This is a genomic window from Nostoc sp. JL31 (assembly GCF_017114965.1).
Lineage (GTDB): Bacteria > Cyanobacteriota > Cyanobacteriia > Cyanobacteriales > Nostocaceae > Nostoc > Nostoc punctiforme_A.
On record NZ_JABXKO010000118.1, the window covers coordinates 103,147 to 126,739 of the forward strand.

Sequence of the window (23,593 nt, forward strand, 5' to 3'; positions counted from 1 at the left end):
TAATAACTATTGATTTTGGATTTTTGATTCTGCGTAGCTGTTGCTGTCAAACTCGTTTGCCCGTGCGCTAGGTACTAGTGTCCAACCTGCTTTCAAAAGTTTTTGATAAGTTGCCCAACCTTTAGAACCACCTGGTATTTGATAATCTGGGACTGAAAAATGTCCAAAAGCTGTGTAAGGACGCCAGGGTTGATTGGGTTCTGTCTGCAAATACAAAATTTTCTCTCCGTCGCCACCAGACTTAGATAACCAGCACATTTGTCGATGCATTGCAAACTCCTTTGCTTTTCGCTAATTATGCATAATAGCTGATCTTTGTCAAGCTAATTATCATCCTTGGGGATAATCTTTGCCTAATACTTTAGACAAAATGTAATTAAGTTCTATCCACTACAGGATAATTGCTTAACAACTCATAGCCTGGAAGACAGCTGTTAAAGGGACATAAAGATAAACAACTTTGCCTCACCTTGTTTATTAGGTGAGATTTTTCCCATGTTATCCGCGTTTTTTGCGATCGTGTGTAACAATCACTACTGTTTTGACTGAGGATCGCAATCAGACTATTTGTTTTTCTGCTTACATATATAAGCGCAAATTCTGGAAGTTAGTTATAAAGCAATATGCTTGGGTTATAAAAAATTGTAGCCCCGGAAATATTGGCTTTCGTTCCTTAACTGAGCCTGATATTAGAGTATAAATAAAATTAACTGTAGGGTGGAATAGCACTTACTTAAGCTAGATTTAGATACCCGATTTCTTCAAAAAGTCGGGTATCTAGACAGCAATTTCGGTCATTAGAAGGATGGAGCATACAACTTATCGCCGACAATCTGGCGAATTGTCTCTACTAGTTGGCTGTATGCAAAGTTAGATAAAACTGGTTGTGCTGTTTCCAAGTGAATCGATTGATCTAAATCAATCCATGACTTGCAGCCGGCGTATTTGGCGTAATAGGGAATTTCTAGCTCTTGGGGTAGTTTATATGTCCGCAGAAGCAGAATATAAAGGGGTTGACGTGCTTTCCATTTGAGGCGATCGCTAATAAAATGCTCGTTCCAAATATGGAAGGGAAGTAAGCTGTTGACAATCGACTCGTCACTTACTGGCAAAATATCTGTAATTTCAGCCCAACTGCCAATGCGAACAGTTTCAGGATGCCAGCCTGATGTTACTGGATAGACATTATTAGCGTATTCAGCTTTCAGCATGAAAGCTTGTTGATGTTCACAAGTAGGGTAAAGCAAAATTTGCTTGTGGGCAACTTGGAAATGTCCATTTCGTTCGTGGATACCGCCTTTGCGGAGCAACATAATTGTTTTGCCACTTTCCAAGGCATTTATGGCAACTGCCCATTCTTTGAGGGCATGAAAAGTTGTAGTCAATTCCATCGGCATCTACTGTAACTCTGATTTAATTTGAAGCTAAGACTGATAAAGTATGAACCTGTCCAAGGTAATGAATTAGGAAACAGTTATGGAAAAGCGAACGCTAGGTACAAGTGAAGTCAAAATCACACCCATCCTCATGGGAACTTGGCAAGCTGGTAAAAGAATGTGGGTAGGAATTGAGGATGCTGACTCGATTAAAACCATCCGAGCCGCTTATGAAGCTGGGATCACGACAATTGATACTGCTGAAGTTTATGGTGAAGGACACTCAGAGCGAATTGTCGCTGAAGCTTTATCTGATGTGCGCGATCGCGTGGAGTATGCCACGAAAGTTTTCGCTAACCATCTAAAGTATGAACAAGTGATCGAAGCTTGCGAGCGTTCCCTAAGCAATCTGAAAACTGATTACATTGACCTTTACCAAATACATTGGCCCTCCGGCGCTTTCAATAGTGAAATAGTACCTATTGAAGAAACTATGAGCGCTCTTAACTCGCTCAAAGAGCAAGGTAAAATTCGAGCGATTGGTGTTTCCAATTTTTCTAGCGTCCAGTTAGCAGAAGCAGCAAATTATGGACGTATTGATAGTTTACAACCACCCTATTCTTTATTCTGGAGGCAGGTAGAACAAGATGCATTGCCCTATTGTATCGAAAACAATATTTCTATCCTTGCTTATTCACCTTTAGCGCAGGGATTGTTAACAGGAAAATTTGCTCTTGGTCATAAATTTGACCCAACAGATAACCGTGCTAAAAATAAACTGTTTCAAGGCGAAAACTTTGAACGTGCCCAACAAGCGCTAGAAAAACTGCGTCCTATAGCCCTGCTTCATAATTGTACCCTTGCTCAGTTAGCTTTAGCCTGGTTAATTGCTCAACCCCAAACAAATGCGATTGCCGGAGGACGTTATCCCGAACAAGCACTAGATAACGCATTAGCCGCCCAAATCAAGCTTTCTACCGCCGAATTGGCAGAAATTGATGCCATTGGACGTATTGTTACTGACCATCTAGATGACAATCAGATTATGTGGAATTGATGACAATGCAGTTGGGTTAGGCATCCCGATCCCTCCAAGATCCCTTCAACTTTCTTAAAAAGAGAGCTAGGGATCAAATTTATAGCTTGATATTGCAAAATTTAACAAAACGTCAACTTTAGTAAACCAATGGCTGCAACTCACAATTTAAGTGATAATTTAAATACTAGGACACCAAACAAAATAAAACCAAACAAACAAAAAGGGTCAATGACTTAGTGTCCCCTTGTCATCAACCCAAGCAAAGTTCAGCATATCAAATGTGATATAAGTGGCAAAAAGCCTAATGTAGAAGGCAAAGCCAAATCCTAAAGCGGAAAAACGCAAGAATGCTGAGTTTGTTAGTTTTTTAGTCCACCCTAGTTATTAACTTTCAGCTAGTTAATTAGTTTAAAATTTGAAATCTGTAAACTCGATAAAACCTGGTCAACCTCGACCAGGTTTTTGGTATTTTATTGTAATATGATTTTCTCGTACGGCAGGGATTACCGGTGGGGCTTTGTTAGGCTGAGGAACGAAACCCAATCTACATCAGTATAATTTTTAGTCTTAACTGAACTGTATTGAAGCGTATTGGACTCTAGCTAATTTTCCAGCAGGGAATAAAATAGGACAGCAACATGTCCTGCTAGGAGAATTTGATGAAAAATTATCGCTTTTTAAATAAAATTACTACAGTTATGATTGTAGCTGCCCTTTCTTTTTCCTGTAAGTCTTCTGTTAGTAGAAATGTAGAACAGGCAAAAGCAACTGAGAAACCGAAGCCACAACAAAATCTGATCTATGGTGATTTAATTATTAAAGAACAATCAGATTATCTGATGATTCCTGTTAGTCTTGCAGAGCAGAATGAAGATAAAGGAATTGATTTAAGCCTTTCACGTTCTTATGAAAATCAAAGAAATAACCCATTGTATAACATCATTTTTTATCAAAAGCAAGGTAGTGAAGCTCATCTTTTATTAAATAAAAAAGCCATTATCACCTTCTTCGATTTATTGGAGATAAAAGCGGCAAACAAACCAACCACAAGAGTTTGGTTGTATAAAATCATTGACCAAGACACAAATACAGATAAAAAACTTAACAGCGAAGATGCGACTATTGGCTATCTTTCTGATTTATCAGGTAAGAACCTCCAGCAAATTACCCCAAATAATACTCGAATAATCAGTTGGGTTGTTGTTCCAAGTCAAAATGCAATTTTTCTAAAAATTATTAAAGATTCAGATAATGATAAAAAGTTTACAAAAGAAGACAAAACAAATTTTGTGAGGGTTAACCTCGATAAAATCGGTATGGGAACTGAAATTATTAGTGACCAAATAGAGCAAGAAATTAAATCTTACGTTTTTAAATAAGTTTGTTCGTAGTAAGCGTCTGGAGGCGCTTACTACAAACCTTTAATCCTATACGCTTGGGTTAAGGGTTATTGGTGTAGATAATTGGTTTTTCAAGACGCGATAAATCGCGTCTCTACATGAGGGTTTTGTTGCTCATTCTGAACTGTATTAACCTTTACAAAACCCAATCGCGTAAAAGTTGGTTTACTTTATCGGGTACTTCATCATGGGGACAATGACCTGCTGTTAAGAAATGCTCCGTCAATTCAGGACAATATTGGCGAAACTTTGGAGAACGTTCTCTAGTATTCATCCAAGGGTCAGCTTCTCCCCACAACATCAATAAAGGACAAGTTAATTGCTTTAGTAGTACATCAACTTTTTCCCCTTGAGGAGTGCTAAAAACTGAAACAAACACATCCAACGCACCCGGATCAAAAGCAGGACGAGAAATTTCTTCTACCAATTGGTCTGTAACTGCACTTTTATCAAGATATACCTTTTCTAAAGTTTGGCGAATTACCCAACGTTGTCGCACGTATTGAAATAACACAAACTGAGCTAAAGGTTGTTGAAACATCCACTTAACCGAGTCACCCAGTAATTTCTCTAAAGAAGAGGGTTGTTTGGGTGGCTGAATTTCGCTTTGCAAAGCTTCAGGTTCAGATGTAGGTTGGCTTTCGCTAAAAGGCCCGGCACTATTGAGCAACACTAATCCAGCCGCACTGTCAGGACGTTGGGCTGCAACACATAAGCAAGCATAACCACCAAGGGAATTACCTGCTAATACTGCTTTTTGACCAATCACTTCGCTGATAAAATCATGGAGTTGGTCGCGCCACAAGTCGCCACCATACTGCAATTTTGGTTTTGCCGATCGCCCGAATCCCAAAAGGTCGATCGCAAATACTTCAAAATCTTGACACAATCCTGTGATATTCTTGCGCCAGTGGTCTGTGGAAGCACCAAATCCATGTACCAAAAGCAAGGGCGGACGTTGGCTTTGTTTCTCTCCCGCACGCACATAGTAAACGTTGTGCCCGCGCCACTGCCAATATTTACCAGGGATTGGAGTTGTAGAGGAGGCTGTAGTTACCTGCATGATTTAAAGAAATGTTAAGTAGCTTTTAATAATTGTAGGCTAGGCGAGGGGATTGAGGCAGGCGAGCAGGGGGTATAAATGACAAATAACAAATGACAAATGACTAAAAAAATTACAGGCAAAACTAAACTACTAGGGGTAATTGGACATCCTGTGGAGCATTCACTGTCGCCAGTGATGCATAATGCTGCGTTAGCGCAGCTCGTCGTTCGCGTAGCGTCTCGTAGAGAAGACATCGCACAATTAGGATTAGATTACGTTTATCTACCTTTTCCGATTGAACCACAGAATTTAGAGGTGGCGATCGCAGGTTTCGCTGCTATTGGGGTTATCGGCTTTAGTGTGACAATACCTCACAAACAAGCGATCATACCGCTACTTTCAGAAATTACCCCCCTGGCTCAAACTATCGGAGCAGTAAATACTGTTAGCCGCCAAAATAACAAATGGGTAGGCACAAATACAGATATAGAAGGATTTATCGCGCCTTTGCAGACAACATATAAACAAGATTGGAGTCAGAAAGTAGCGGTAATTTTAGGCAATGGTGGTGCAGCAAGAGCTGTTGTAGCAGGTTGTATTCAGCTAGGTTTTGCCCAAATTCATGTTGTTGGGCGCAATATGCAGAGATTACAAGAATTCCGCAATAGTTGGAGCAATTCAACCCTAGCTGAAAAATTCCAGGTTCATCAATGGGAGGAATTACCAAAGCTCATTCCTCAAGCAAATCTGCTGGTAAATACAACTCCGATTGGGATGTATCCCAAAGTCGATGAATCGCCTTTGAGTGTAGAAGAAATAGCAAATTTACCAACAGGTGCGATCGCTTACGATTTAATATATATTCCTAAACCAACGCAATTTCTCCAGCAGGCTGAAAAACAAGGCGCAATTGCGATCGATGGATTAGAAATGCTAGTCCAACAAGGGGTAGCAGCATTAAAAATCTGGTTGCAGCAAGAAACTTTGCCTGTAGAAGTGATGCGCCAAGCCTTACAAAATCACCTGGGTTTGGGGAAATGAGGGTTCTAATACTTTGTGTAGCCAAGCTAGTGCAGATGATTTTGCTAGTTTTGTAAAATGGGCATTTTGCCGCTATAAAATTAAACCAAAACTATGCGAATAGCCAAACGTAATGATTGGAAAACAGAACCTATGCCTTCTCTATCCAAAAATATAATGCTAGAAAAAGTTTACTCACAGGAAGAATTCGACCGAATTGCTGCTGGAGTAATTCCAGAGCAAATGGAAGATAAGTGGTTCATTTTCTATGAAGCTCCTTGGCTATATTTGCATCGTAGTTGGACTGGTTTTTGCATTTTCAAAGTGCGTTTTGAGGTGGTTGCAGAAAACGTAAAGATTGCAGAAGTACAGGTAAATCGAGATCCAGCGCAGTACTCTAACACCGATGATCAGCGTGATGCCTCTATGTTAGGGATCTTGCTGGATTCACGATCTGAACGTGATGTGCGAAATCAAATGCTCGGCTACATTAAAGCTCAATCCAGTAATTAGGCATCCATAAAAGATGCCTGTCAGTATGAACTCAGCCATTAATTAGATTTTCTACAGTATCAGCATCATTCGGCAATGCGGCCGTTAACACTTCGCTGCCTTCTTTAGTAACTAAAACATCATCTTCAATGCGGATTCCCCGAACATCGGCGAATTCAGATAAACGCTGCCAATTCACCACATTCTGATATTTTGAACGCACATTAGCATCATTTAAAATTGCTGGTACTTGATAAAAACCAGGTTCAATTGTGACTAACATTCCTGGACGCAGTGGACGATTTAAACGCAGATAGCTTAAGCCAAAGCGATCGCTCCTTTCACGTCCTTCTTCATACCCAGCTAAATCGCCCAAATCTTCCATATCATGGACATCTAAACCCAGTAGATGGCCGATCCCATGAGGAAAAAACAGCGCGTGGGCATCCATTTCTACTAAATCTTGGGGATTTCCTTGTAAAATGCCTAACTCTACTAAACCTTCAGCGATCGCTGTAGCCGCTAGCAGGTGAATATCCCCATACTCTACACCAGGCTGGATTTTGGCAATGCAAGCATCATGGGCTGCCAACACCACATTATAAATATCTCTTTGGGTAGATGAAAACTTGCCCGAAACTGGCCAAGTACGAGTCACATCACCTGCCCAACCCATCTCAGTTTCAGCACCAACATCGGCAAGCAGTAAATCACCTGGTTGCAAACTATGGTGATAATGCTCATTATGCAAAACTTCACCGTGAACAGTGACAATACTGTTGTAAGAGGTGGTCATATTATGGGCAATAATTACCCCTTCCATCGCTGCCCGAACTTCTGCTTCTAGTTTGGCTTGGAGTGTTGCTGCCATCCCCGCTTTGTGAGCTTTGACAGTGACAGCCGCAGCTTTTCGCAACTCGCTTAATGCACCATCATCGTGGGTGAGGCGGAGTGAAACGATCGCCTTAGCTAACTCCAAGTCAATTCCTTGGGGAGGACTTTGTGGTAAAACCCATTTATTTAATACCTGCGATTGCTGCGTCCAAGTAGCTGCATCTTGGACAGCAAGTGTGGCGGCATTGTCTACCCAAGATTCTAATTCTGCCATTGGTCGAGCCACATCTGCCCCAATCTTCTCGGCTATTTCTTCGCGCGTTGGCATTTCTCCATGCCAAAGGGCGCTACTGGGTGACGGATCGTCGATGAATAGTTCTAGTTTGCCCGCTTCTAGACGAATTGCCGCCTTTGGTAATGGCAGTCCGGCGAAATAGAGGAAATGACTGCTAGCGCGAAACGGAAAGGGATTTGCCGGAAAGTTGCGCGGATTATTGCTACCTGACCACAGAATTGCGGGAAAATCAATCAGGTTAGCTAGTTGTTGCCGTCGGTGGCGTAAAGTCTCGCCGAGGGAAGTAGAAGTTTGTGGGATAAGCATAAATGTAAACTCAAACAAAAGGATAAAGGTGATTGTTTTGCCTTTATTTAGTCGTTATCGTCTTTATCGTCATCTTTTTTATCATTTTTGCGATCGCCATGTTTATCGTCGTCATCTTTGTCGTTCTGGTTAGGCTGTTGGTTAGGTTGCAAGACTGGTTTTTGTTGCTCAGTTGGAGCAATTGGTTGCGGGGCTTCAACAACACAGCCAACTAATCCTCCAGAAATTAGCGCTAAGTTGACAGCAGCAAAGATGCTTCTGAAGATTTTTATCCTCACGTTTTCGGTTTGCTTTAACATTGACTCTAGTTTTTGGAGATTGTATTCCTAATTTCTAAGGTACTGTATAGAGTGGTTCTCATTAAACAAGCACGCCGTGCCCCTACAGATCAACAATATATTACTGTCTAACTTTCAAGGTGATTCTAATGGGACAAATCATTACTCAGGTTGATGCTTTTACCAATACACCTTTCGCAGGTAATCCGGCTGCCGTCTGTGTTTTGCCTACTCCCCAAGATGAGCGCTGGATGCAAAATGTGGCGCAGGAGATGAATTTATCTGAAACAGCTTTTCTAGTCAGACAGGATGATGGCTTTAATCTGCGTTGGTTTACGCCTACGGTAGAAGTGCCACTTTGTGGTCACGCAACTTTAGCTAGTGCCCATGTACTTTGGTCAGAGGGACATTTATCACCCGATGAAGTTGCACGTTTTTATACCAAGAGTGGAGTGCTGATTGCTAAATTGCAAGGTGAATGGATTGAGTTAGATTTTCCAGTAAATCACTTACAAGCAACAGTCCCTCCTCCCGAACTTAAGCAAGCTTTGGGTGTACCCTACAAATCTGTCTTGCAGAATTCACTAGGTTATCTAGTGGAATTGGAATCTGAAGAATTGGTGCGTCAAATACAGCCTAATTTTCAACTACTCAAAACGTTGCCTGTTTCTGATGTCATTGTCACCAGCCTCACTGACTCTGATTCTCAATATGATTTCGTCTCTCGCTTCTTTGCACCGGCATTAGGTATTAATGAAGACCCAGTTACAGGAGCGGCTCATTGCTGTCTCGCTTCCTTCTGGCGCGATCGCTTGCACAAAAATGAGTTTTTGGCTTATCAAGCATCCAGTCGCGGTGGCGTGGTGAAGGTGTATTATGACGGAGGCGATCGCGTCTTTCTCGGTGGACAAGCGGTAACTGTGTTGCGAGGTGAGTTATTTACCGCATCAACTTAATATTACAAATCAATAATATCTGGCAAAAACTTACCATCAAGAACTTGGGCAATGGAATAAGGACATTCCACTGGAAACGTATTTATTGGTAGTTCAGTTTCATTACTAGCAGCTTTCAATCCCCGATGATAGCACTGGGCTAAAACTTCTTCTGGATAAGACTTGAGGCTAGGACTCTCTTGCAGTAAATCTGCAATTTTGTAGCGCTGCTCATCAATCGTATTTCGCCAAGAGCCACTCCGCAAACTAGATTGATATTGCCACTTGAGCAAATGCTGTAATAATACTTCCAAGCAGCTTTTCAACTCTCGTCGTTCTGACCGTCCCCAGCTTTCAATCTCCTCAATCACAGCATCCCAGTCTACTTGTCCAAATTGTCCAGCACGAATGAGTTGTACAGTTTTTTCTGTCCATGCTACAAAGTCTGTTTCATACAACTGGGCTGTACTTTTTAGAATCGGGGTCATGAGCTTCCTGCAATCTACCGTAGACTAGCTAAATTGGAGATATTTCACACCCATTTTAACGTCAATAGGACTTACGCAAATTATCTCTCCAACTCTGATTTCTCCGTGCCCTCTGTGCCTCTGTGGTTCGTTATTCCGTAAATCGTGCGTAAGTCCTAGTCAAGAAAACTATAGGAAGCGATCGCATCTTTTTAGACATTGTTTAATAATAAAAAACTTGCAAGTGAGGTGAAAAAATGGCAACCGTGTTTGATAACATAGCTCTCCAGTTTCAAAAACTTAATAAATTGCCTTATCGCTTGTATGGTGAGGCATATACATACTTAAATTTAATCGGAGATGTTGCCGGTAAATCAATCCTCGATCTAGCTTGTGGAGAAGGATTTTTCACACGATTGCTCAAACAGAATGGCGCTGCACGTTTGGTTGGTGTGGATATTTCCTCAGAAATGATCAAATTGGCAAGACTTGAAGAAGCCTCTGTTCCACTTGAAATTGAATATATCATCGGTGATGTCATGGAAATTGGTTCTATTGGCAGCTTCGATCTGGTGGTAGTCTCCTACTTGCTGAATTGCGCTTCAACTAAAGAGCAACTACTCGAAATGTGTCAGGCTATAGCAATTCATCTGAAACCTGGTGGTCGATTCGTCAGTTTGAACAATAATTTAGAACTGCTTCCAGAGTTTTATCATAAACATGAGAAATATGGCATTGCTAGGAGATGTACTGACTCGCTCAAGGAAGGTACGCCCATAACCTTAACATTGAGCATTCCTGATGACGGTGAGTCTATCAGTATTGATAACTACTACCTCAGCAAAGCGACTTATGAATGGGCCTTGATGAGTGCTGGTTTTAAAGAGATCCACTGGCATCATCCAACAGTCTCTCCCAAAGGCATAGAGAAATTTGGCTCCGAGTTCTGGCAGGATTACATTGACTATCCCGATATGATAGGCATTACCTGCCTAAAATAGCTGTCAATGCAGTTGGTTAGAGGCTGTTAGGGAGTTTTGCAAGATATCTAATGTTTGTTAGGCGACACAATCGCATTGTTAGGCGACACAATCGCATTGTTAGGTGACACAATTGTATTGTTAGGTGACACAATTGTATTGTTAGGCGAAACAATCGTATTGTTAGGCAAAACAATTGTATTGTTAGGCGAAACAATCGCATTGTTAGGCAAAACAATCGCATTGTTAGGCAAAACAATCGCATTGCAGAAGATTGAGTTAAAATCGCGCGTCAATACAAACACTAAACCGCAAAAGCGTACTTTTGCGAAGAAACAACTGTCACAATATTTAAACAAGCCTATATTTTTATTTCAAAAATGTCTGCTAAACACAAAGATAGTAGAACTACTATCCAATCTCGTGATTGGCCAATTGAGGAATTACCTGGACTGAGCCACGAGGAACAATCTCAACTCCAAAATTGTGGGATTACTAGCACAGTAACCTTAGTCAAACAAGGGAAAACTTTAGAGTCAAGACTAGCGTTAGCAAATAAACTACAGATTCATCTTCAGTATGTAAATAAATGGATGGCTTTAGCTGACTTGGCACGTATTCCCAGTGTCGGGACACAATATTGTGGTTTATTGCTTCATGCAGGTATTGGTTCTGTAGTGCAGTTAGCTCAAACTCCCACTCACAGATTGCACCAACAAATTATGCGCTTGCAGGTAGCAACAATGCAGCGCCGAGATTTGTGTCCAGCAATTGAGCTAGTACAACAATGGAGCCAGCAAGCGAAAACAATCATTAGTTAGGAGTGAGGAGTTAGGAGTGAGGAGTTAAAACTCATAATTCATAACTCATAACTCATAACTCCTCACTCTTTAACCAAGACACCATTCAGGAAGATATCAGCGAGTCCTTCCGCCATTTCCTGCATTTGTTGGGGAGAGGCGTCAGGTTCGATGATAGTGTTATTGGAAAAACCTGCGATCGCAAACATTCCTAAGAAAACTTTTGCAACTAGCTTCGCGTCTCCTTGACGATAAATACCTTTATCCATCGCTGTTTGAAAGAATGCTTCGCCGACATCAGTCATTTTGGTAATGACTTCTAATTGAATGCGATCGCGCAAATCGGGGTGAAATTGCACCTCCATAAAACAAACACGCATCAAATCGGCATTTTTTTGAAAATTCCACATCCGACGGCGCATCACCTGAGCAACGGCTTTATAGCTGCCCATTTCACTTAATTCTGTGAGCAAATCTGTCAGAATCTCTACCCAGCCACTCGTGGCTACTTCCACCAAAATTGCTTTTTTATTCGGAAAATGACGAAATAGAGTACCTTCAGCTATACCTGCCGCTTGTGCTAAGTCGCGGGTGGTAGTACCGTCAAATCCTTTAGAAGCAAACAATCGTTGTGCTGCCTCTAAAATTCGGGTGCGTGTCTGAGTCTCTGAAGGTGGGGAAGAATTAAAAACTCGCATAACAGTTATGGTTAAATATTCGGAACACCGCTTGTAGCATTATTGTCTAACGTCAAGTAAAAAGAGTCACTGAAAGCTTAATACAAGATTAACGCCCTTTTGCTAAGTATCCTGTTATTTAGGTAATGTAACTTTATCTTAATTTTCGCTTATGAACCAGAGCAGTCGGTCAATTTTAGATTTTATACTTCGTCGTGAGCGTGGCTCGATTGAGCGATCGCAGAATATCTCTGTCGAACGATTGGAGATTTTGGATTGCTCAGATCGCGTATCTGTCAGATTACGGCGGTTGTTTGTCACTTTGTTGACTTTAATTATCTTCTCGTGGGGATTGCTGCCAGAAATTGCTTTAGCTCAAACTCAGACGGCATCTCCTCCTCAAGAAACCAAAACTCAAACCCCGCCAGTTCAAAGTTCAATCCAACCTTATCTAGATCGAGTTATTAAGCAGTTAACGGAGTTTCGCCTCGACAATGGTTTGAAATTCATTGTCTTGGAACGGCATCAAGCGCCCGTGGTTTCTTTTCTTACTTATGCAAATGTGGGTGGTGTGGATGAGCCAGATGGTAAAACTGGTGTAGCTCACTTTTTGGAACATTTGGCGTTTAAAGGCACAACCCGCATTGGTACACAAGACTACAAAAAAGAAAAACCGCTACTAGATACCTTAGAGCAGTTTAATGCTCAAATTAAAGCAGCGAAAGCCGATGGCAAAAAAGCTGAGGTTGCGCGGTTAGAAACTGAGTTTAAACAAGTGGAATTGCAAGCAGGAAAGCTAGTCAAGCAAAATGAATTGGGGCAAATTGTTGAACAAGCGGGAGGTGTGGGTTTAAATGCCAATACTTCTACTGAAGCCACTCGTTATTTTTACAGCTTTCCTGCCAATAAGCTAGAACTTTGGATGTCGTTGGAGTCGGAACGATTTCTCGATCCGGTAATTCGTCGTGAGTTTTATAAAGAGAAAGATGTAATTTTAGAAGAACGACGAATGCGGGTGGAAAATTCACCCATTGGACAGATGGTGGAAAAATTTGTCGATACTGCTTACAAAGCTCATCCCTACAGGCGTCCGGTGATTGGTTATGACCAAGATATTCGCAATCTGACACCAGAAGATGTCCAAAAGTTTTTTGATACTCACTACGTACCAAGTAATTTAGCGATCGCTATTGTCGGAGATGTCAATCCCACTCAGGTAAAAAAACTGGCACAAACTTATTTTGGCCGCTTTCAAGCTAAAACCAAAGCTGTTGAACAAATTCCGATGGAACCGCCACAACAACAAACGCGGGAAGTTACTTTACAGCTACCTTCACAACCCTGGTATTTAGAAGGTTATCATCGTCCGGCGATTACTCATCCAGATAATGCAATCTATGAAATCATTGGCAGTTTATTAAGTGATGGGCGCACGTCGCGGCTATATAAATCTTTGGTAGAAAAGCAGCGGTTGGCGCTAAATGCTCAAGGTTACAGTGGATTTCCTGGAGATAAGTATCCAAACCTGATCTTTTTCTATGCTCTCACAGCTCCTGGTCATACAGTTGATGAGTTGGCGGTGGCTTTGCGTCAAGAAATTGACAAATTAAAAACTGAGCCTGTAGCGGCGGCTGATTTGCAACGAGTGAAAACCCAAGCACGGGCGGGTTTGTTACGTACTCTCGATTCCAATATGGGCATGGCTCAACAATTGTTGGAATATGAGGTGAAAACTGGCTCTTGGCGGAATTTGTTTAAGCAGTTGGATGATATTTCGGCGGTGACGACGGCTGATATTCAACGGGTGGCAAAGGAGACTTTTACGCCGGGAAATCGCACGATTGGGAAGCTGTTGTCGAAAGAAGCTTAAGAGAAACGAACCGCAAAGGGCGCAAAGGAAGAGAGATATGCAGAGGTATAAGGTGAAGGGTAAAAGGCAGATAGCGTTGAAAATTCAAAATAGGAAGGGGCTGATTTATGCTTTGGTTGCTGTTTTTGCGTGTTTACTTTTAACTTGTAATTTTTCTTTAGCGGCGACGGCTGAGGCAAAACATTACACAGAATTGCAGCTACCACCGCTACCTGAGATTAAGTTACCCAAGTATGAGCGGCTTGTGCTGCAAAATGGCTTGGTTGTGTATTTAATGGAAGATCATGAGTTACCGTTGGTGAATGGTACAGCGTTTGTACGGACAGGGAATCGCTTGGAACCAATGGAGAAAGTTGGGTTGGCTGGTTTTACAGGCGCGGTAATGCGAACTGGAGGAACTAAGAAGCATTCGCCTGATGAACTCAACGAGATATTGGAACAACGGGCAGCATCTGTGGAAGTTGGTATTAGTGAAGCTTCTGGTAGTGCTAGCTTTGATGCCCTCAGTGAAGATTTAGAAACAGTGTTTGGGCTGTTTGCGGAGGTACTGCGATCGCCTGTATTTGCTCAAGAAAAGCTAGACTTGGCTAAGACACAAGCCAAAGGTGGCATTGCCCGTCGTAATGATAATCCAGATGGGATTGCTAGTCGGGAATTTAAGAAATTGATCTACGGGAAAGATAGCCCTTATGCTCGCACGATAGAGTATGCAACGGTGGATAAGGTTGAGCGTGAGGATTTGCTCAAGTTTTATCAGCAATATTTCCACCCCAATAATATGATTTTGGGGATTGTGGGTGATTTTGATGCTAAGAAAATGCGATCGCTCATTCAAGCTAAGTTTGGCGATTGGCAGCGTAACCCAGGTATTGCTAAACCCACATTACCAAAGGTTTTGCCAGCTAACACAGGTGGAGTCTTTTTTGTCAATCAGCCACAACTAACCCAAAGTAGTGTGCTTATCGGGCATTTAGGCGGACGTTTCGACAATCCCGATTATGCCGCGCTGGATGTATTGAATGGAGTGTTAAATGGATTTGGTGGACGCTTATTTAATGAAGTGCGATCGCGTCAAGGTTTAGCTTACTCTGTCTATGGGCAGTGGAGTCCCCGCTACGATTATCCTGGCATATTTATTGCAGGTGGACAAACGCGATCGGATGCTACCGTCCAGTTTGTCAAAGCCTTACAAGCTGAAATCAAGCGCACCCAAACTCAAAGAGTGACAGCAAAAGAACTGGCTTTTGCCAAAGAGTCTACACTCAACTCCTTTGTGTTCAACTTTGAAGATCCCAGCCAAACCTTATCACGGTTGATGCGATACGAATATTACGGTTATCCTGCTGATTTTCTCTTTCGCTATCAAAAAGCCGTCGCCGCCACTACAGCAGCCGATGTCCAACGGGTAGCACGAGAATACCTCAAGCCAGAAAAGATTGTGACTTTAGTAGTGGGGAATCAAACCGCCATTCAACCGCCATTGACACAGCTAGCTAAACAGGTGACACCAATAGATGTAACGATTCCTGGTTCGCAGCCACAGGCGAAGAATTAATAGCGTAGATAGGTAGATACTCAGTATCCAAATAAAATCGTAAGGCTCAGATCCCCGACTTCTCTAAGAATTCGGGGATCTTGTTGTTCAAATAATTTTCTTCATTATCGGGAAATGATAGAGAACAAATTGGAGTAACAAGTAGAAACTAAATCAGGAACCAAAACCTCTGGAGTTGCCAGAGGTTTTTTCTTTATTTTATTAATCTTTTTCGGAGCGATCGCTCCAGCATACACTTCTATAAAGCAATACGCTTGGGTTAAGCATTTTTTTCCTCTCTCTGTTCCCTCTGTGCCTCTGCGGTAGCCTGCGGCAAGCCGCTTTGCGTCTACGTTAAAAAAATTGATTTTGATAAAGAGTTTTAGCCTTAACTGAACCGTATTGTTCTATAAAGGGCTTCTTTAAGCAAGCTATGTCTAACGACAACCTGCGGTATATCTGAGAATCTAGCGATGAAGCAGCAAAAATTGTCGCAGCGAATTATTTAACTAGAGTAAGCTAAATTTAGGTTTTAGCTACTGGGAGCGAAGATGATGTTGTTGGAATTAAAGCGCATCCATGTTCCACCAGGACAAAGAGTGCTACTACGAGATGTAACCTGGCAGGAATTGGAAGCAATTCTAGAGGATTTAGGGGAACACCGAGCAGCACGAATTGCTTATGACAGGGGAATACTGGAGATTATGGCACCACTGCCAGAACATGAATATGACAAAGAAATTATTGGTGATTTAGTCAAAGCGCTTCTAGAAGAGTTGAGTACTGAATTCATCAGCCTTGGTTCTACCACTTTCAAAAACCAAGCAATGGCTCAAGGTATAGAACCCAATCAGTGTTTTTATATAAAAAATGAATCTAAGATTCGCGGCAAGAAGCGGCTAGATTTAGCAGTAGACCCTCCTCCAGATTTAGCTCTAGAAATTGATATTACCTCTCGGACTCATCCTAATATTTATGAAGCGCTAAAAGTACCTGAGCTTTGGCGTTTTGATCGAGGGAAGCTCCAAATTAATGTTTTGCAAGATGGACATTATCTAGAATCTCAACAAAGCCTAAATTTTCCTCTATTCTCACTAATTGAAGCAATTCCCCAATATCTAGAGCAAAGTACAACAGCAGGTAGAAATGCAACGCTCAAGGCTTTTCGTCTTTGGGTACAAAAACAGATACAACAGCAATAACTTATACTGTCACCAGAATTCACAACATACAGCGGATTTCAAGTTAGCGAAGTATATAACCTAGTCTACCGCAAAGCATAAATAAATACATTTGTATAACCCAAAACCCAGATGTAGAGACGCGATAAATCGCGTCTTGAAATCCCCTGAACTCTGACTCCTGAATTCTGCTATAGAACTATTGCCAAACTTAGCATTAGCAGATAAATTGTATTTCTTTGAAGCCATTATTACCGCATTTTAATCGATGTTTCTTAAACCCAAAATAGCTTTATTATGGCTGGCATTAGTACTCAGTTTTGCAACTCTATTTCTTAGTTCTTGGATTATTCTTCCGGCTCCAAATATGTTTTTACTCACGCTAGCAGTAGGAGCGCCAGAAGTCAGCCCTTGGTTATTATTATTAAATTTGCTCTTTTTATTGCTGTCTTTATTCTGTATCCGTCGCCGTAAATTACAGCGTTTAGTTTGCATTTTCAGTTTAATCGGATTGCTAACTTGTGGATGGGTGCTAGTGAATATTCCACCAACTCAAATGCAGATGGCTAAAGCGATGAAACAAGGGTTGGGAGCAAATTATCTAGAGCAAATTCCAGTCAAAGTAAGGGCTAAAATGCAAACCCATCCCTTTGACTTAGTTAATTTCTTCTGGGGTATTCCATTAGGGAAAACGCGTCATCAAAAAGATATTCTCTTTGCTTCTCCTGGAGGAGTACCTTTAAAAATGGAAGTTTACCAACCCTCAGAGGTAGGGAAATATCCAGCAGTGGTAGTAATTTATGGTGGAGCTTGGCAATATGGTAATACTCATGCCAATTCCGAGTTTAATCAATATATTGCTAATCAGGGATATACGGTATTTGCGATCGACTATCGACACGCACCTCAATATCAGTTTCCCTCTCAGTTAGATGATGTGCGTACAGCCCTAAATTTTATTCGCAAACATGCAGCTGAATATGAAGCCGATTCAGAACGTATGGTACTTTTAGGACGTTCTGCTGGGGCACATCTAGCAATGCTAGCGGCTTATCAACCCGATGCACCACCCATTCGTGCTGTGGTGAACTATTACGGGCCTGTTAACTTAACTGAAGGATACAAAACACCACCAAATCCCGATCCTATAAATTCTCGCGCTGTTTTAAAAGCATTTCTTGGTGGTTCTTTAGAAGAATTGCCTAATCGGTATCAAATTGCTTCACCGATAAATTACCTAACGCACCCTTTACCGCCAACTTTATTAATTTACGGCAGTCGCGACCATTTGGTGCAAGCGCGATTTGGCAGACAGATGTACGAACGTTTACATGAATCTGGCAACACTGCGGTTTTTATCGAAATTCCTTGGGCAGAACACGCTTTTGATGCTGTTTTCAACGGTGTGAGCAATCAATTAGCGTTGTATTATACTGAGAGATTTTTGGCTTGGGCGTTGTTCAGGCAATGATTTTATTAACAGACTCATTCACAAGTATTAAAAACTCAGCACTCCTTACTCCTTTTGAGGCCAGCGCCAATTATAGCGATTCCATTCATACATACCTTGAATTTCATATTCAGCGCCGTTGAAGAAGCGGACGACGCAATTAGTAGAGGAATCATCGCTATCGCTAATTTCCTCAACCTTAATCACCATACAGGGAAACCATTCCCGCTTGCAAGGCCCATCCTCCTGCACCCATTCCCATAGTGCATTGGAAACTTCAATGCGATCGCCTACTCTTAACTTCAGTGCATCCTCAAAATAAGAATACTTGTCAAAATGATATGACTCAACACGATTCAGCCACTGTAAACCATAGCGTTGGCGAATAAATTGTACCGTTCCAGAGTCATTTTCCAGCAACCAGTCGTTGAGTAATTGCACTTTCCAAGTACGGTTGCGTTGTTCTTCATCCTTAACAAATTGTAAAAATACTTCTAACTCCTCTGGGGTAAGTTCGTCTAGAGGATTAGCAATATTTGACTTCCCAGAGGTAGAATTTCCCTGAATTTGCTCAATCACTTGCAGTAATATCTGTTTCTGCGTGTCAGTGAGAGGACAGCTTGCTGCATCACAATCATTAAAGGCTGCGAACATAGCTACTTCAATCTCATCTGGTGTCATAAGTTAATAGCAATTGAGGGGTTATTCCCCTAATTATTACAAATGTTAAATTCAAGTCTCCAATCACCCTGTAGTTAAATATAGACATAATTAAATGTAAGATGCCTAATATTCAAGGAAGTCAGGAGAAAAACTTGATTCTTTCTCCTGTCTCCTAAGTTCTTGGTATCGGTTTGGTATTTTCTAGTGTTGACCTATTTATCACCTAGTTAGGAAAATTGCGATGACTCAAACTCAGCATCCCACAAAACTCCTGACTTTTGAGGAATTTATGGCTTATGACGATCGCACTGATACCCGCTATGAATTAGTGGATGGAGAGCTAGTAGAAATGCCAACCGAGAGCCAGGAAAATTGTGATATTGCCAAATTTCTATTATTCGAGTTGGCAAAGCGTTTTCCTATTACCTTACTGGCTTACAAGGACATTGAAGTTGAAGTTAGTGGGCGGCGAGCAACCTGTCGCCTACCCGATCTGGTGTTGCATACGGAAGAGTCGAAAGCGGCTTTGATTGGCAGTCCTCGCAATCTGATTACCCGCGATATGCCCCCGCCTGCACTGGTGGTTGAAGTTGTCAGCCCCGGAACTGAGAACCGCAGCCGCGATTACCGTTACAAGCGCACGGAATACGGAGCTAGAGGCATTACTGAGTACTGGATTGTTGATCCTGAGTTAAAACAAATCACCCTTTGCAAGTGGGTCGAGGGACAATATGAAGATACGGTCTTGAAGGGTACGGCAACCATTGCATCAGATATAGTACCTGATTGGGAATTGATCGTGGAGCAGGTATTTGCAGTAGCGAATTAATCAGGGAACTAGAGAATAGAGAGTAGGGGTATGTTGTAAGCTGAGGTTATCAGTTAATAATTATTGAATTAAATCACGGGGTCTTTTATGCGGTTGCGTTCACTCACGGTCGTTTTTATTTTATGTCTCATTACCCTTCTATCGTGGGTGATTACTCCCCCAGCTGTAGCCCTGACACAGATTAAACTATTTGATGTCTCTTATAAAGATTGTCCACCAGAACTAGCACAAGGGGCTGTTATCAGTAGTGGTAGCGCGGCTGCCAATTGTTTTCTTGTCGTTGGCAAGGCAGAAAATGGCACTAATAAAACAGTCTACGACGCAGATATTTTTGGACGCATTTATGATGCCAATAATGACTCGGTGATGCAAAACCGCACTCGCTTAGGCTCTATTACCGAGTTACCACCAGGTATTAGCGATTTTGAATTGAGAATTTCTGTACCGGCAAATCAGCCTACTCCGTTGCAGTTGAAGCAATTCAAGGCTGCGGGGTTTAGCGGTCAAGTGCGTAGGTAATTCTTAATTCGTAGTACTCGCCAAAGGCGAGAAACAGGCTAGGTAATTAATGTAAGTTGCTAGTTAGTGTTGCATAATGGTATTTTTTGATAACTAGCAACTTGGGTTAATTAGTAATTCGTAAAAAATTGTAGAGACGCTTGTATGCTTAACGTCTCTACACAATTTTTTACCAAGGTAGTAATCAAAATCTTTCTTTCTATAAGGGCAGGCTAGCTGGAATGGCACTCAGAAGCCCACTAAGTAGATTGAGTGCTAAGAAAGCTAAGATCGGCGAAAAATCCATACCGCCCAATGGAGGAATAATTGAGCGGAATAGATTCAGATAAGGATCGGTTATCTGGGCTAAAGCGGCAAATGGCTGGTTATACCAGTTGATTGTCGGGAACCAGGTTAGCAAAACCCGGATAATTAGCAAATAGCTATAAAAGCTGACAAAGGTAATTAGTGTCGTAATCAGTAAACTCATGGATAGTTTGGTTTCCTACTAGGTGTCAAACGCGGTCTTATCTTTTAATTTTAATTTAGTCCAAAGTCAAAAGTGTTTGCGGATTTCACGTTTACCACACTTGACACTTTTACCACGCCTGAACAAACTTCAGGAGTCTTTAGTGAGCGAGCGGTCATTAGTTGCTTGGGGTGAACTGCTATTAACATTTCCCAGTTGCTTCCGCACTTCATCAATTGTGGCATTTAGCTGGGCAATTTTATCTTCTAGCGATCGCCTGGCCGTTTCTATGCCGATACTTTCGCTTTCTGAGGCTTTCATCTGACGCCGCTTTGCTGCTATTTTCTTAGCTTCGGCTTGGCTATCTGTCAGTTCTGTCTCCTCTTCTATTAGCAATTCTGGATCGCGTCGAGAAGCAATCAGCGCCCCGATAACACCGCCAAATATGCCACCAACAAACGCCCCTGCTACAAAACCACTGCCAAAACCATCTCGCTGACTCATATCTTTACCGCCTTCAACAAACCTTGCAACTTTTACAGTAGTTATGCTATTTTCCTGCCCTAGCTGCATACTAGCTTAAGTCCCAAAGATGCGATCGCCTGCATCTCCTAATCCCGGTACAATATACCCCCTGCTGTCCAGTTTTTCGTCAATAGTAGCGGTGTAAATTATTAAACCTGGATAAGCTTCACTCAATTTTTGTAAAGCTGGTGGAGCCGCCACTACACAAACAATCCGCGTCAAAGCTGGGTCAGCACCCCGTTGTGTCAATTCTGCCATTGCTGCCATCATTGACCCTCCGGTTGCCAACATTGGATCGGTAACTAACACTCGTGTTTCGGGGTCAAATTTTTCTGGTAACTTGTTCAGATAACAATGAGGTTGCAGTGTCTCTTCATCTCGCGCCAAGCCAAGGTGGTAAATCGATGCTAAAGGCAGTAAAGTCTGCGCTCCCTCTAGTAATCCTAGCCCAGCCCGCAGAATCGGCACTACTGCCATAGGTACTTGCGGATCGATCACCGTTGCTGGACAGGTATCTAAGGGACTCTGTACTGCTGTTTCTTGAGTCGGCAACCAGTCTCGTGCAGCTTCATAAGTCAGCCATCTTCCCAACTCAGTCATGGCACTGCGGAACAATACTGAAGGCGTGCCTGCATCACGGGCAACTGCTAGCCAGTGCTTGATCAGGGGATGGGGTGGAACATAAACGCGCAATTGTAGCGTCATAGCCAGAAATAGGCGCCTTTTTATTGTATAAGAACTGAAACACCATAATACTCTTTCCTGCATCCGGCTGACAGCTTAAAATTAACAATCCCAATTTTATTGATAAAAGTTTTCATTAGTAGTTGACATATATTCTCAATCAAGACTATATTCTTATAAAGTGTTCTCCTCTCTTTTAAGGATCGGCAGACGGGATTAGCCAGCAGTAGCAGGCTCGTCCCTCTTTTTTTTTGATTGGTCATTTGTCATTGGTCATTTGTCATTAGTTAAATTAAATATTGATTGACTCTGGACAAAGGACAAATACTTCTCTACGTTCGCGCAGCGTGTCGCAGACAGACGCTACGCGTTAGCGGAGCTTTCGCTTTAGCGATACGCTCAGTACAAATGACAAAGGACAAAGGACAAATGACAATTGACGCGATCGTAATTGGGTCTGGGATTGGCGGATTAGTAACAGCGACCCAGTTAGCGGCGAAGGGAGCGAAAGTGCTGGTACTGGAACGTTATTTGATTCCCGGTGGTAGCGCTGGTTATTTTGAACGCCAAGGCTATCGATTTGATGTTGGTGCGTCAATGATTTTTGGGCTGGGACAGAACGGTACAACCAACTTACTCACCCGTGCATTATCAGCTGTAAATGTCAGCCAAGAAGCGATCGCAGATCCGGTACAGATTCACTATCATTTACCCCAAGGTTTAGACCTGAAGGTTGACCGGGTTTATGAAAAATTTTTGCAAAATCTTATTGCTCACTTTCCTCATGAAGAACAAGGGATTCGTCGCTTTTATGACGAATGCCAAAAAGTCTTCAAGTGCCTCAACAGTATGGATTTGCTGTCGCTAGAAGAACCTCGGTATTTACTGCGCGTATTTTTCCAGCATCCTTTGGCGTGTCTCGGTTTAGCCAAGTATCTGCCCCAAAATGCCGGGGATGTGGCGCGGCGCTACATCAAAGACCCGCAATTATTGAAATTTATCGATATGGAATGTTATTGCTGGTCGGTGGTTCCATCAGACATGACACCAATGATTAACGCTGGAATGGTCTTTTCTGACAGGCATTATGGCGGAGTTAACTATCCCAAAGGCGGAGTTGGACAAATTGCCCAAAAACTTGTGGAAGGTCTAGAAAAGGCTGGAGGTCAGATTCAGTACCAAGCTAGAGTCACCAAAATTCTCACAGAACAGGGAAAAGCGGTAGGTGTACAACTGGCTAATGGTAAAGTATATCGGGGTAAACGCATAGTTTCTAATGCTACACGCTGGGATACATTTACACAATTACTACCAGTAGAAGCAATGCCAGATAATGAGAAAAAGTGGCAACAAAACTATCAAAAATCTCCAAGCTTCTTGAGTTTGCACATCGGGGTAAAGGAGTCAGTTTTACCTGCGGGGACAGAGTGTCACCATATTTTGCTGGAAGACTGGGAAAAGATGACAGCCGCAGAAGGCACAGTGTTTGTTTCGATTCCCACATTACTTGACCCAGATTTAGCACCAAATGGATATCACATCATTCATGCCTTTACGCCTCACTGGATTGATGATTGGCAAGAACTTTCTCCGAGTGAGTACGAAGCGAAGAAAGAAAAGGCAGCTTGGCGAATTATTGACCGCCTAGAGAAGCTTTTTCCCGGTTTAGATGCCGGATTGGATTATTTAGAAGTCGGAACACCGCGCACCCATCGCCGCTTTTTGGGTCGTGAGGATGGCACTTATGGGCCAATTCCTCGGCGTAAGTTGTGGGGATTATTGAATATGCCCTTTAATCGCACAGCTATTTCAGGACTTTATTGTGTAGGGGATAGTACCTTTCCGGGTCAAGGTTTGAATGCAGTCGCTTTTTCTGGGTTTGCTTGCGCCCACCGTATTGCCGTAGATTTAGGATTTTAATTACAGAAACAGCCTACGCAAAAAAC

General features: G+C 42.1%; 26 protein-coding genes. 14 read left to right on the top strand and 12 right to left on the bottom strand.

Annotated elements, in window-relative coordinates; translation table 11 throughout:
* Positions 1–6: 6 nt before the first annotated feature.
* Positions 7–270 (bottom strand): hypothetical protein, encoded by a 264-nt coding sequence (locus tag HWQ43_RS31030; RefSeq protein ID WP_292740783.1) that lies wholly within the window; start codon positions 268–270, stop codon positions 7–9.
* Positions 271–797: 527 nt separating this feature from the next.
* Entirely contained in the window at positions 798–1,397 is a 600-nt protein-coding gene (locus tag HWQ43_RS31035; RefSeq protein WP_292740785.1) for a DUF1802 family protein, read from the bottom strand.
* A 79-nt stretch (positions 1,398–1,476) separates the two neighbouring features.
* Between HWQ43_RS31035 and HWQ43_RS31040 the strand changes: the two genes are divergently transcribed.
* Both HWQ43_RS31040 and HWQ43_RS31045 read left to right on the top strand, forming a co-directional pair.
* Positions 1,477–2,433, top strand: coding sequence for an aldo/keto reductase (locus HWQ43_RS31040; RefSeq protein WP_292740788.1), 957 nt, complete (start codon positions 1,477–1,479; stop codon positions 2,431–2,433).
* 641 nt (positions 2,434–3,074) lie between these two features.
* Positions 3,075–3,794: a hypothetical protein gene (locus tag HWQ43_RS31045; protein ID WP_292740790.1), complete on the top strand. Its 720-nt coding sequence runs from the start codon at positions 3,075–3,077 to the stop codon at positions 3,792–3,794.
* Positions 3,795–3,951: 157 nt separating this feature from the next.
* On the opposite strand, the gene HWQ43_RS31050 is transcribed toward HWQ43_RS31045, so the two are convergent.
* Positions 3,952–4,878 (bottom strand): alpha/beta fold hydrolase, encoded by a 927-nt coding sequence (locus HWQ43_RS31050; RefSeq protein WP_292740792.1) that lies wholly within the window; start codon positions 4,876–4,878, stop codon positions 3,952–3,954.
* 99 nt (positions 4,879–4,977) lie between these two features.
* On the opposite strand from HWQ43_RS31050, the gene HWQ43_RS31055 reads away from it, so the two are divergent.
* Together HWQ43_RS31055 and HWQ43_RS31060 are read left to right on the top strand one after the other, a co-directional pair.
* Positions 4,978–5,901 (top strand): shikimate dehydrogenase, encoded by a 924-nt coding sequence (locus HWQ43_RS31055; RefSeq protein ID WP_292740794.1) that lies wholly within the window; start codon positions 4,978–4,980, stop codon positions 5,899–5,901.
* A 93-nt stretch (positions 5,902–5,994) separates the two neighbouring features.
* Positions 5,995–6,393 carry a hypothetical protein gene (locus HWQ43_RS31060; protein WP_292740796.1) on the top strand — a complete coding sequence of 133 codons (399 nt, stop codon included), beginning with the start codon at positions 5,995–5,997 and terminating at the stop codon, positions 6,391–6,393.
* 31 nt (positions 6,394–6,424) lie between these two features.
* Here HWQ43_RS31060 and HWQ43_RS31065 read toward each other — a convergent pair whose 3' ends face one another.
* Together HWQ43_RS31065 and HWQ43_RS31070 are read right to left on the bottom strand one after the other, a co-directional pair.
* Positions 6,425–7,807, bottom strand: coding sequence for an aminopeptidase P family protein (locus HWQ43_RS31065; protein ID WP_292740798.1), 1,383 nt, complete (start codon positions 7,805–7,807; stop codon positions 6,425–6,427).
* Between the two features lie 47 nt (positions 7,808–7,854).
* The gene (locus HWQ43_RS31070; RefSeq protein ID WP_292740800.1) at positions 7,855–8,106 is read right to left on the bottom strand and encodes a hypothetical protein; all 252 of its coding nucleotides are present in this window, start codon (positions 8,104–8,106) and stop codon (positions 7,855–7,857) included.
* Positions 8,107–8,234: 128 nt separating this feature from the next.
* On the opposite strand from HWQ43_RS31070, the gene HWQ43_RS31075 reads away from it, so the two are divergent.
* Positions 8,235–9,041 (top strand): PhzF family phenazine biosynthesis protein, encoded by an 807-nt coding sequence (locus HWQ43_RS31075; RefSeq protein WP_292740803.1) that lies wholly within the window; start codon positions 8,235–8,237, stop codon positions 9,039–9,041.
* A gap of 2 nt (positions 9,042–9,043) precedes the next feature.
* Here the strand turns inward: HWQ43_RS31075 and HWQ43_RS31080 are convergent, their stop codons facing one another.
* Complete coding sequence (locus HWQ43_RS31080; RefSeq protein ID WP_292740804.1) at positions 9,044–9,508, bottom strand: DUF29 domain-containing protein; 465 nt, start codon at positions 9,506–9,508, stop codon at positions 9,044–9,046.
* A 236-nt stretch (positions 9,509–9,744) separates the two neighbouring features.
* Here HWQ43_RS31080 and HWQ43_RS31085 point away from each other — a divergent pair, with 236 nt between their 5' ends.
* A complete protein-coding gene (locus HWQ43_RS31085) occupies positions 9,745–10,488 on the top strand; it encodes a class I SAM-dependent methyltransferase (RefSeq protein WP_292740806.1) in 744 nt (247 codons plus the stop codon).
* Between the two features lie 47 nt (positions 10,489–10,535).
* Here the strand turns inward: HWQ43_RS31085 and HWQ43_RS33940 are convergent, their stop codons facing one another.
* Positions 10,536–10,772, bottom strand: coding sequence for a hypothetical protein (locus HWQ43_RS33940; protein ID WP_366932936.1), 237 nt, complete (start codon positions 10,770–10,772; stop codon positions 10,536–10,538).
* A gap of 75 nt (positions 10,773–10,847) precedes the next feature.
* Between HWQ43_RS33940 and HWQ43_RS31090 the strand changes: the two genes are divergently transcribed.
* Entirely contained in the window at positions 10,848–11,288 is a 441-nt protein-coding gene (locus HWQ43_RS31090) for a DUF4332 domain-containing protein (RefSeq protein WP_292740807.1), read from the top strand.
* A 62-nt stretch (positions 11,289–11,350) separates the two neighbouring features.
* On the opposite strand, the gene HWQ43_RS31095 is transcribed toward HWQ43_RS31090, so the two are convergent.
* Positions 11,351–11,965 (bottom strand): TetR/AcrR family transcriptional regulator, encoded by a 615-nt coding sequence (locus HWQ43_RS31095; RefSeq protein WP_292740809.1) that lies wholly within the window; start codon positions 11,963–11,965, stop codon positions 11,351–11,353.
* A 151-nt stretch (positions 11,966–12,116) separates the two neighbouring features.
* Between HWQ43_RS31095 and HWQ43_RS31100 the strand changes: the two genes are divergently transcribed.
* From HWQ43_RS31100 to HWQ43_RS31115, 4 genes are all read left to right on the top strand, one after another.
* Positions 12,117–13,814, top strand: coding sequence for a pitrilysin family protein (locus HWQ43_RS31100; protein ID WP_292740811.1), 1,698 nt, complete (start codon positions 12,117–12,119; stop codon positions 13,812–13,814).
* 37 nt (positions 13,815–13,851) lie between these two features.
* On the top strand, positions 13,852–15,369 hold the full coding sequence (locus tag HWQ43_RS31105) for a pitrilysin family protein (RefSeq protein WP_292740813.1): 1,518 nt from the start codon (positions 13,852–13,854) through the stop codon (positions 15,367–15,369).
* Between the two features lie 533 nt (positions 15,370–15,902).
* Positions 15,903–16,550, top strand: a complete 648-nt coding sequence (locus HWQ43_RS31110; protein ID WP_292740925.1) for a Uma2 family endonuclease — start codon at positions 15,903–15,905, stop codon at positions 16,548–16,550.
* A gap of 247 nt (positions 16,551–16,797) precedes the next feature.
* Positions 16,798–18,000 carry an alpha/beta hydrolase gene (locus HWQ43_RS31115; RefSeq protein ID WP_292740815.1) on the top strand — a complete coding sequence of 401 codons (1,203 nt, stop codon included), beginning with the start codon at positions 16,798–16,800 and terminating at the stop codon, positions 17,998–18,000.
* Positions 18,001–18,045: 45 nt separating this feature from the next.
* On the opposite strand, the gene HWQ43_RS31120 is transcribed toward HWQ43_RS31115, so the two are convergent.
* The gene (locus tag HWQ43_RS31120; RefSeq protein WP_292740818.1) at positions 18,046–18,660 is read right to left on the bottom strand and encodes a hypothetical protein; all 615 of its coding nucleotides are present in this window, start codon (positions 18,658–18,660) and stop codon (positions 18,046–18,048) included.
* Positions 18,661–18,883: 223 nt separating this feature from the next.
* Between HWQ43_RS31120 and HWQ43_RS31125 the strand changes: the two genes are divergently transcribed.
* Entirely contained in the window at positions 18,884–19,471 is a 588-nt protein-coding gene (locus HWQ43_RS31125; protein WP_292740819.1) for a Uma2 family endonuclease, read from the top strand.
* 87 nt (positions 19,472–19,558) lie between these two features.
* Positions 19,559–19,990, top strand: coding sequence for a biotin carboxylase (locus HWQ43_RS31130; RefSeq protein ID WP_292740821.1), 432 nt, complete (start codon positions 19,559–19,561; stop codon positions 19,988–19,990).
* A gap of 199 nt (positions 19,991–20,189) precedes the next feature.
* On the opposite strand, the gene HWQ43_RS31135 is transcribed toward HWQ43_RS31130, so the two are convergent.
* The 3 genes from HWQ43_RS31135 to upp all read right to left on the bottom strand — a co-directional run bounded on the left by HWQ43_RS31135 (position 20,190) and on the right by upp (position 21,668).
* Positions 20,190–20,459 (bottom strand): YggT family protein, encoded by a 270-nt coding sequence (locus HWQ43_RS31135; protein ID WP_292740822.1) that lies wholly within the window; start codon positions 20,457–20,459, stop codon positions 20,190–20,192.
* Between the two features lie 129 nt (positions 20,460–20,588).
* Positions 20,589–20,942 (bottom strand): hypothetical protein, encoded by a 354-nt coding sequence (locus tag HWQ43_RS31140; protein ID WP_292740927.1) that lies wholly within the window; start codon positions 20,940–20,942, stop codon positions 20,589–20,591.
* 75 nt (positions 20,943–21,017) lie between these two features.
* A complete protein-coding gene (gene upp, locus HWQ43_RS31145) occupies positions 21,018–21,668 on the bottom strand; it encodes a uracil phosphoribosyltransferase (protein WP_292740824.1) in 651 nt (216 codons plus the stop codon).
* A 408-nt stretch (positions 21,669–22,076) separates the two neighbouring features.
* Between upp and crtH the strand changes: the two genes are divergently transcribed.
* The gene (gene crtH, locus HWQ43_RS31150) at positions 22,077–23,567 is read left to right on the top strand and encodes a carotenoid isomerase (RefSeq protein WP_292740826.1); all 1,491 of its coding nucleotides are present in this window, start codon (positions 22,077–22,079) and stop codon (positions 23,565–23,567) included.
* Positions 23,568–23,593: the final 26 nt, after the last annotated feature.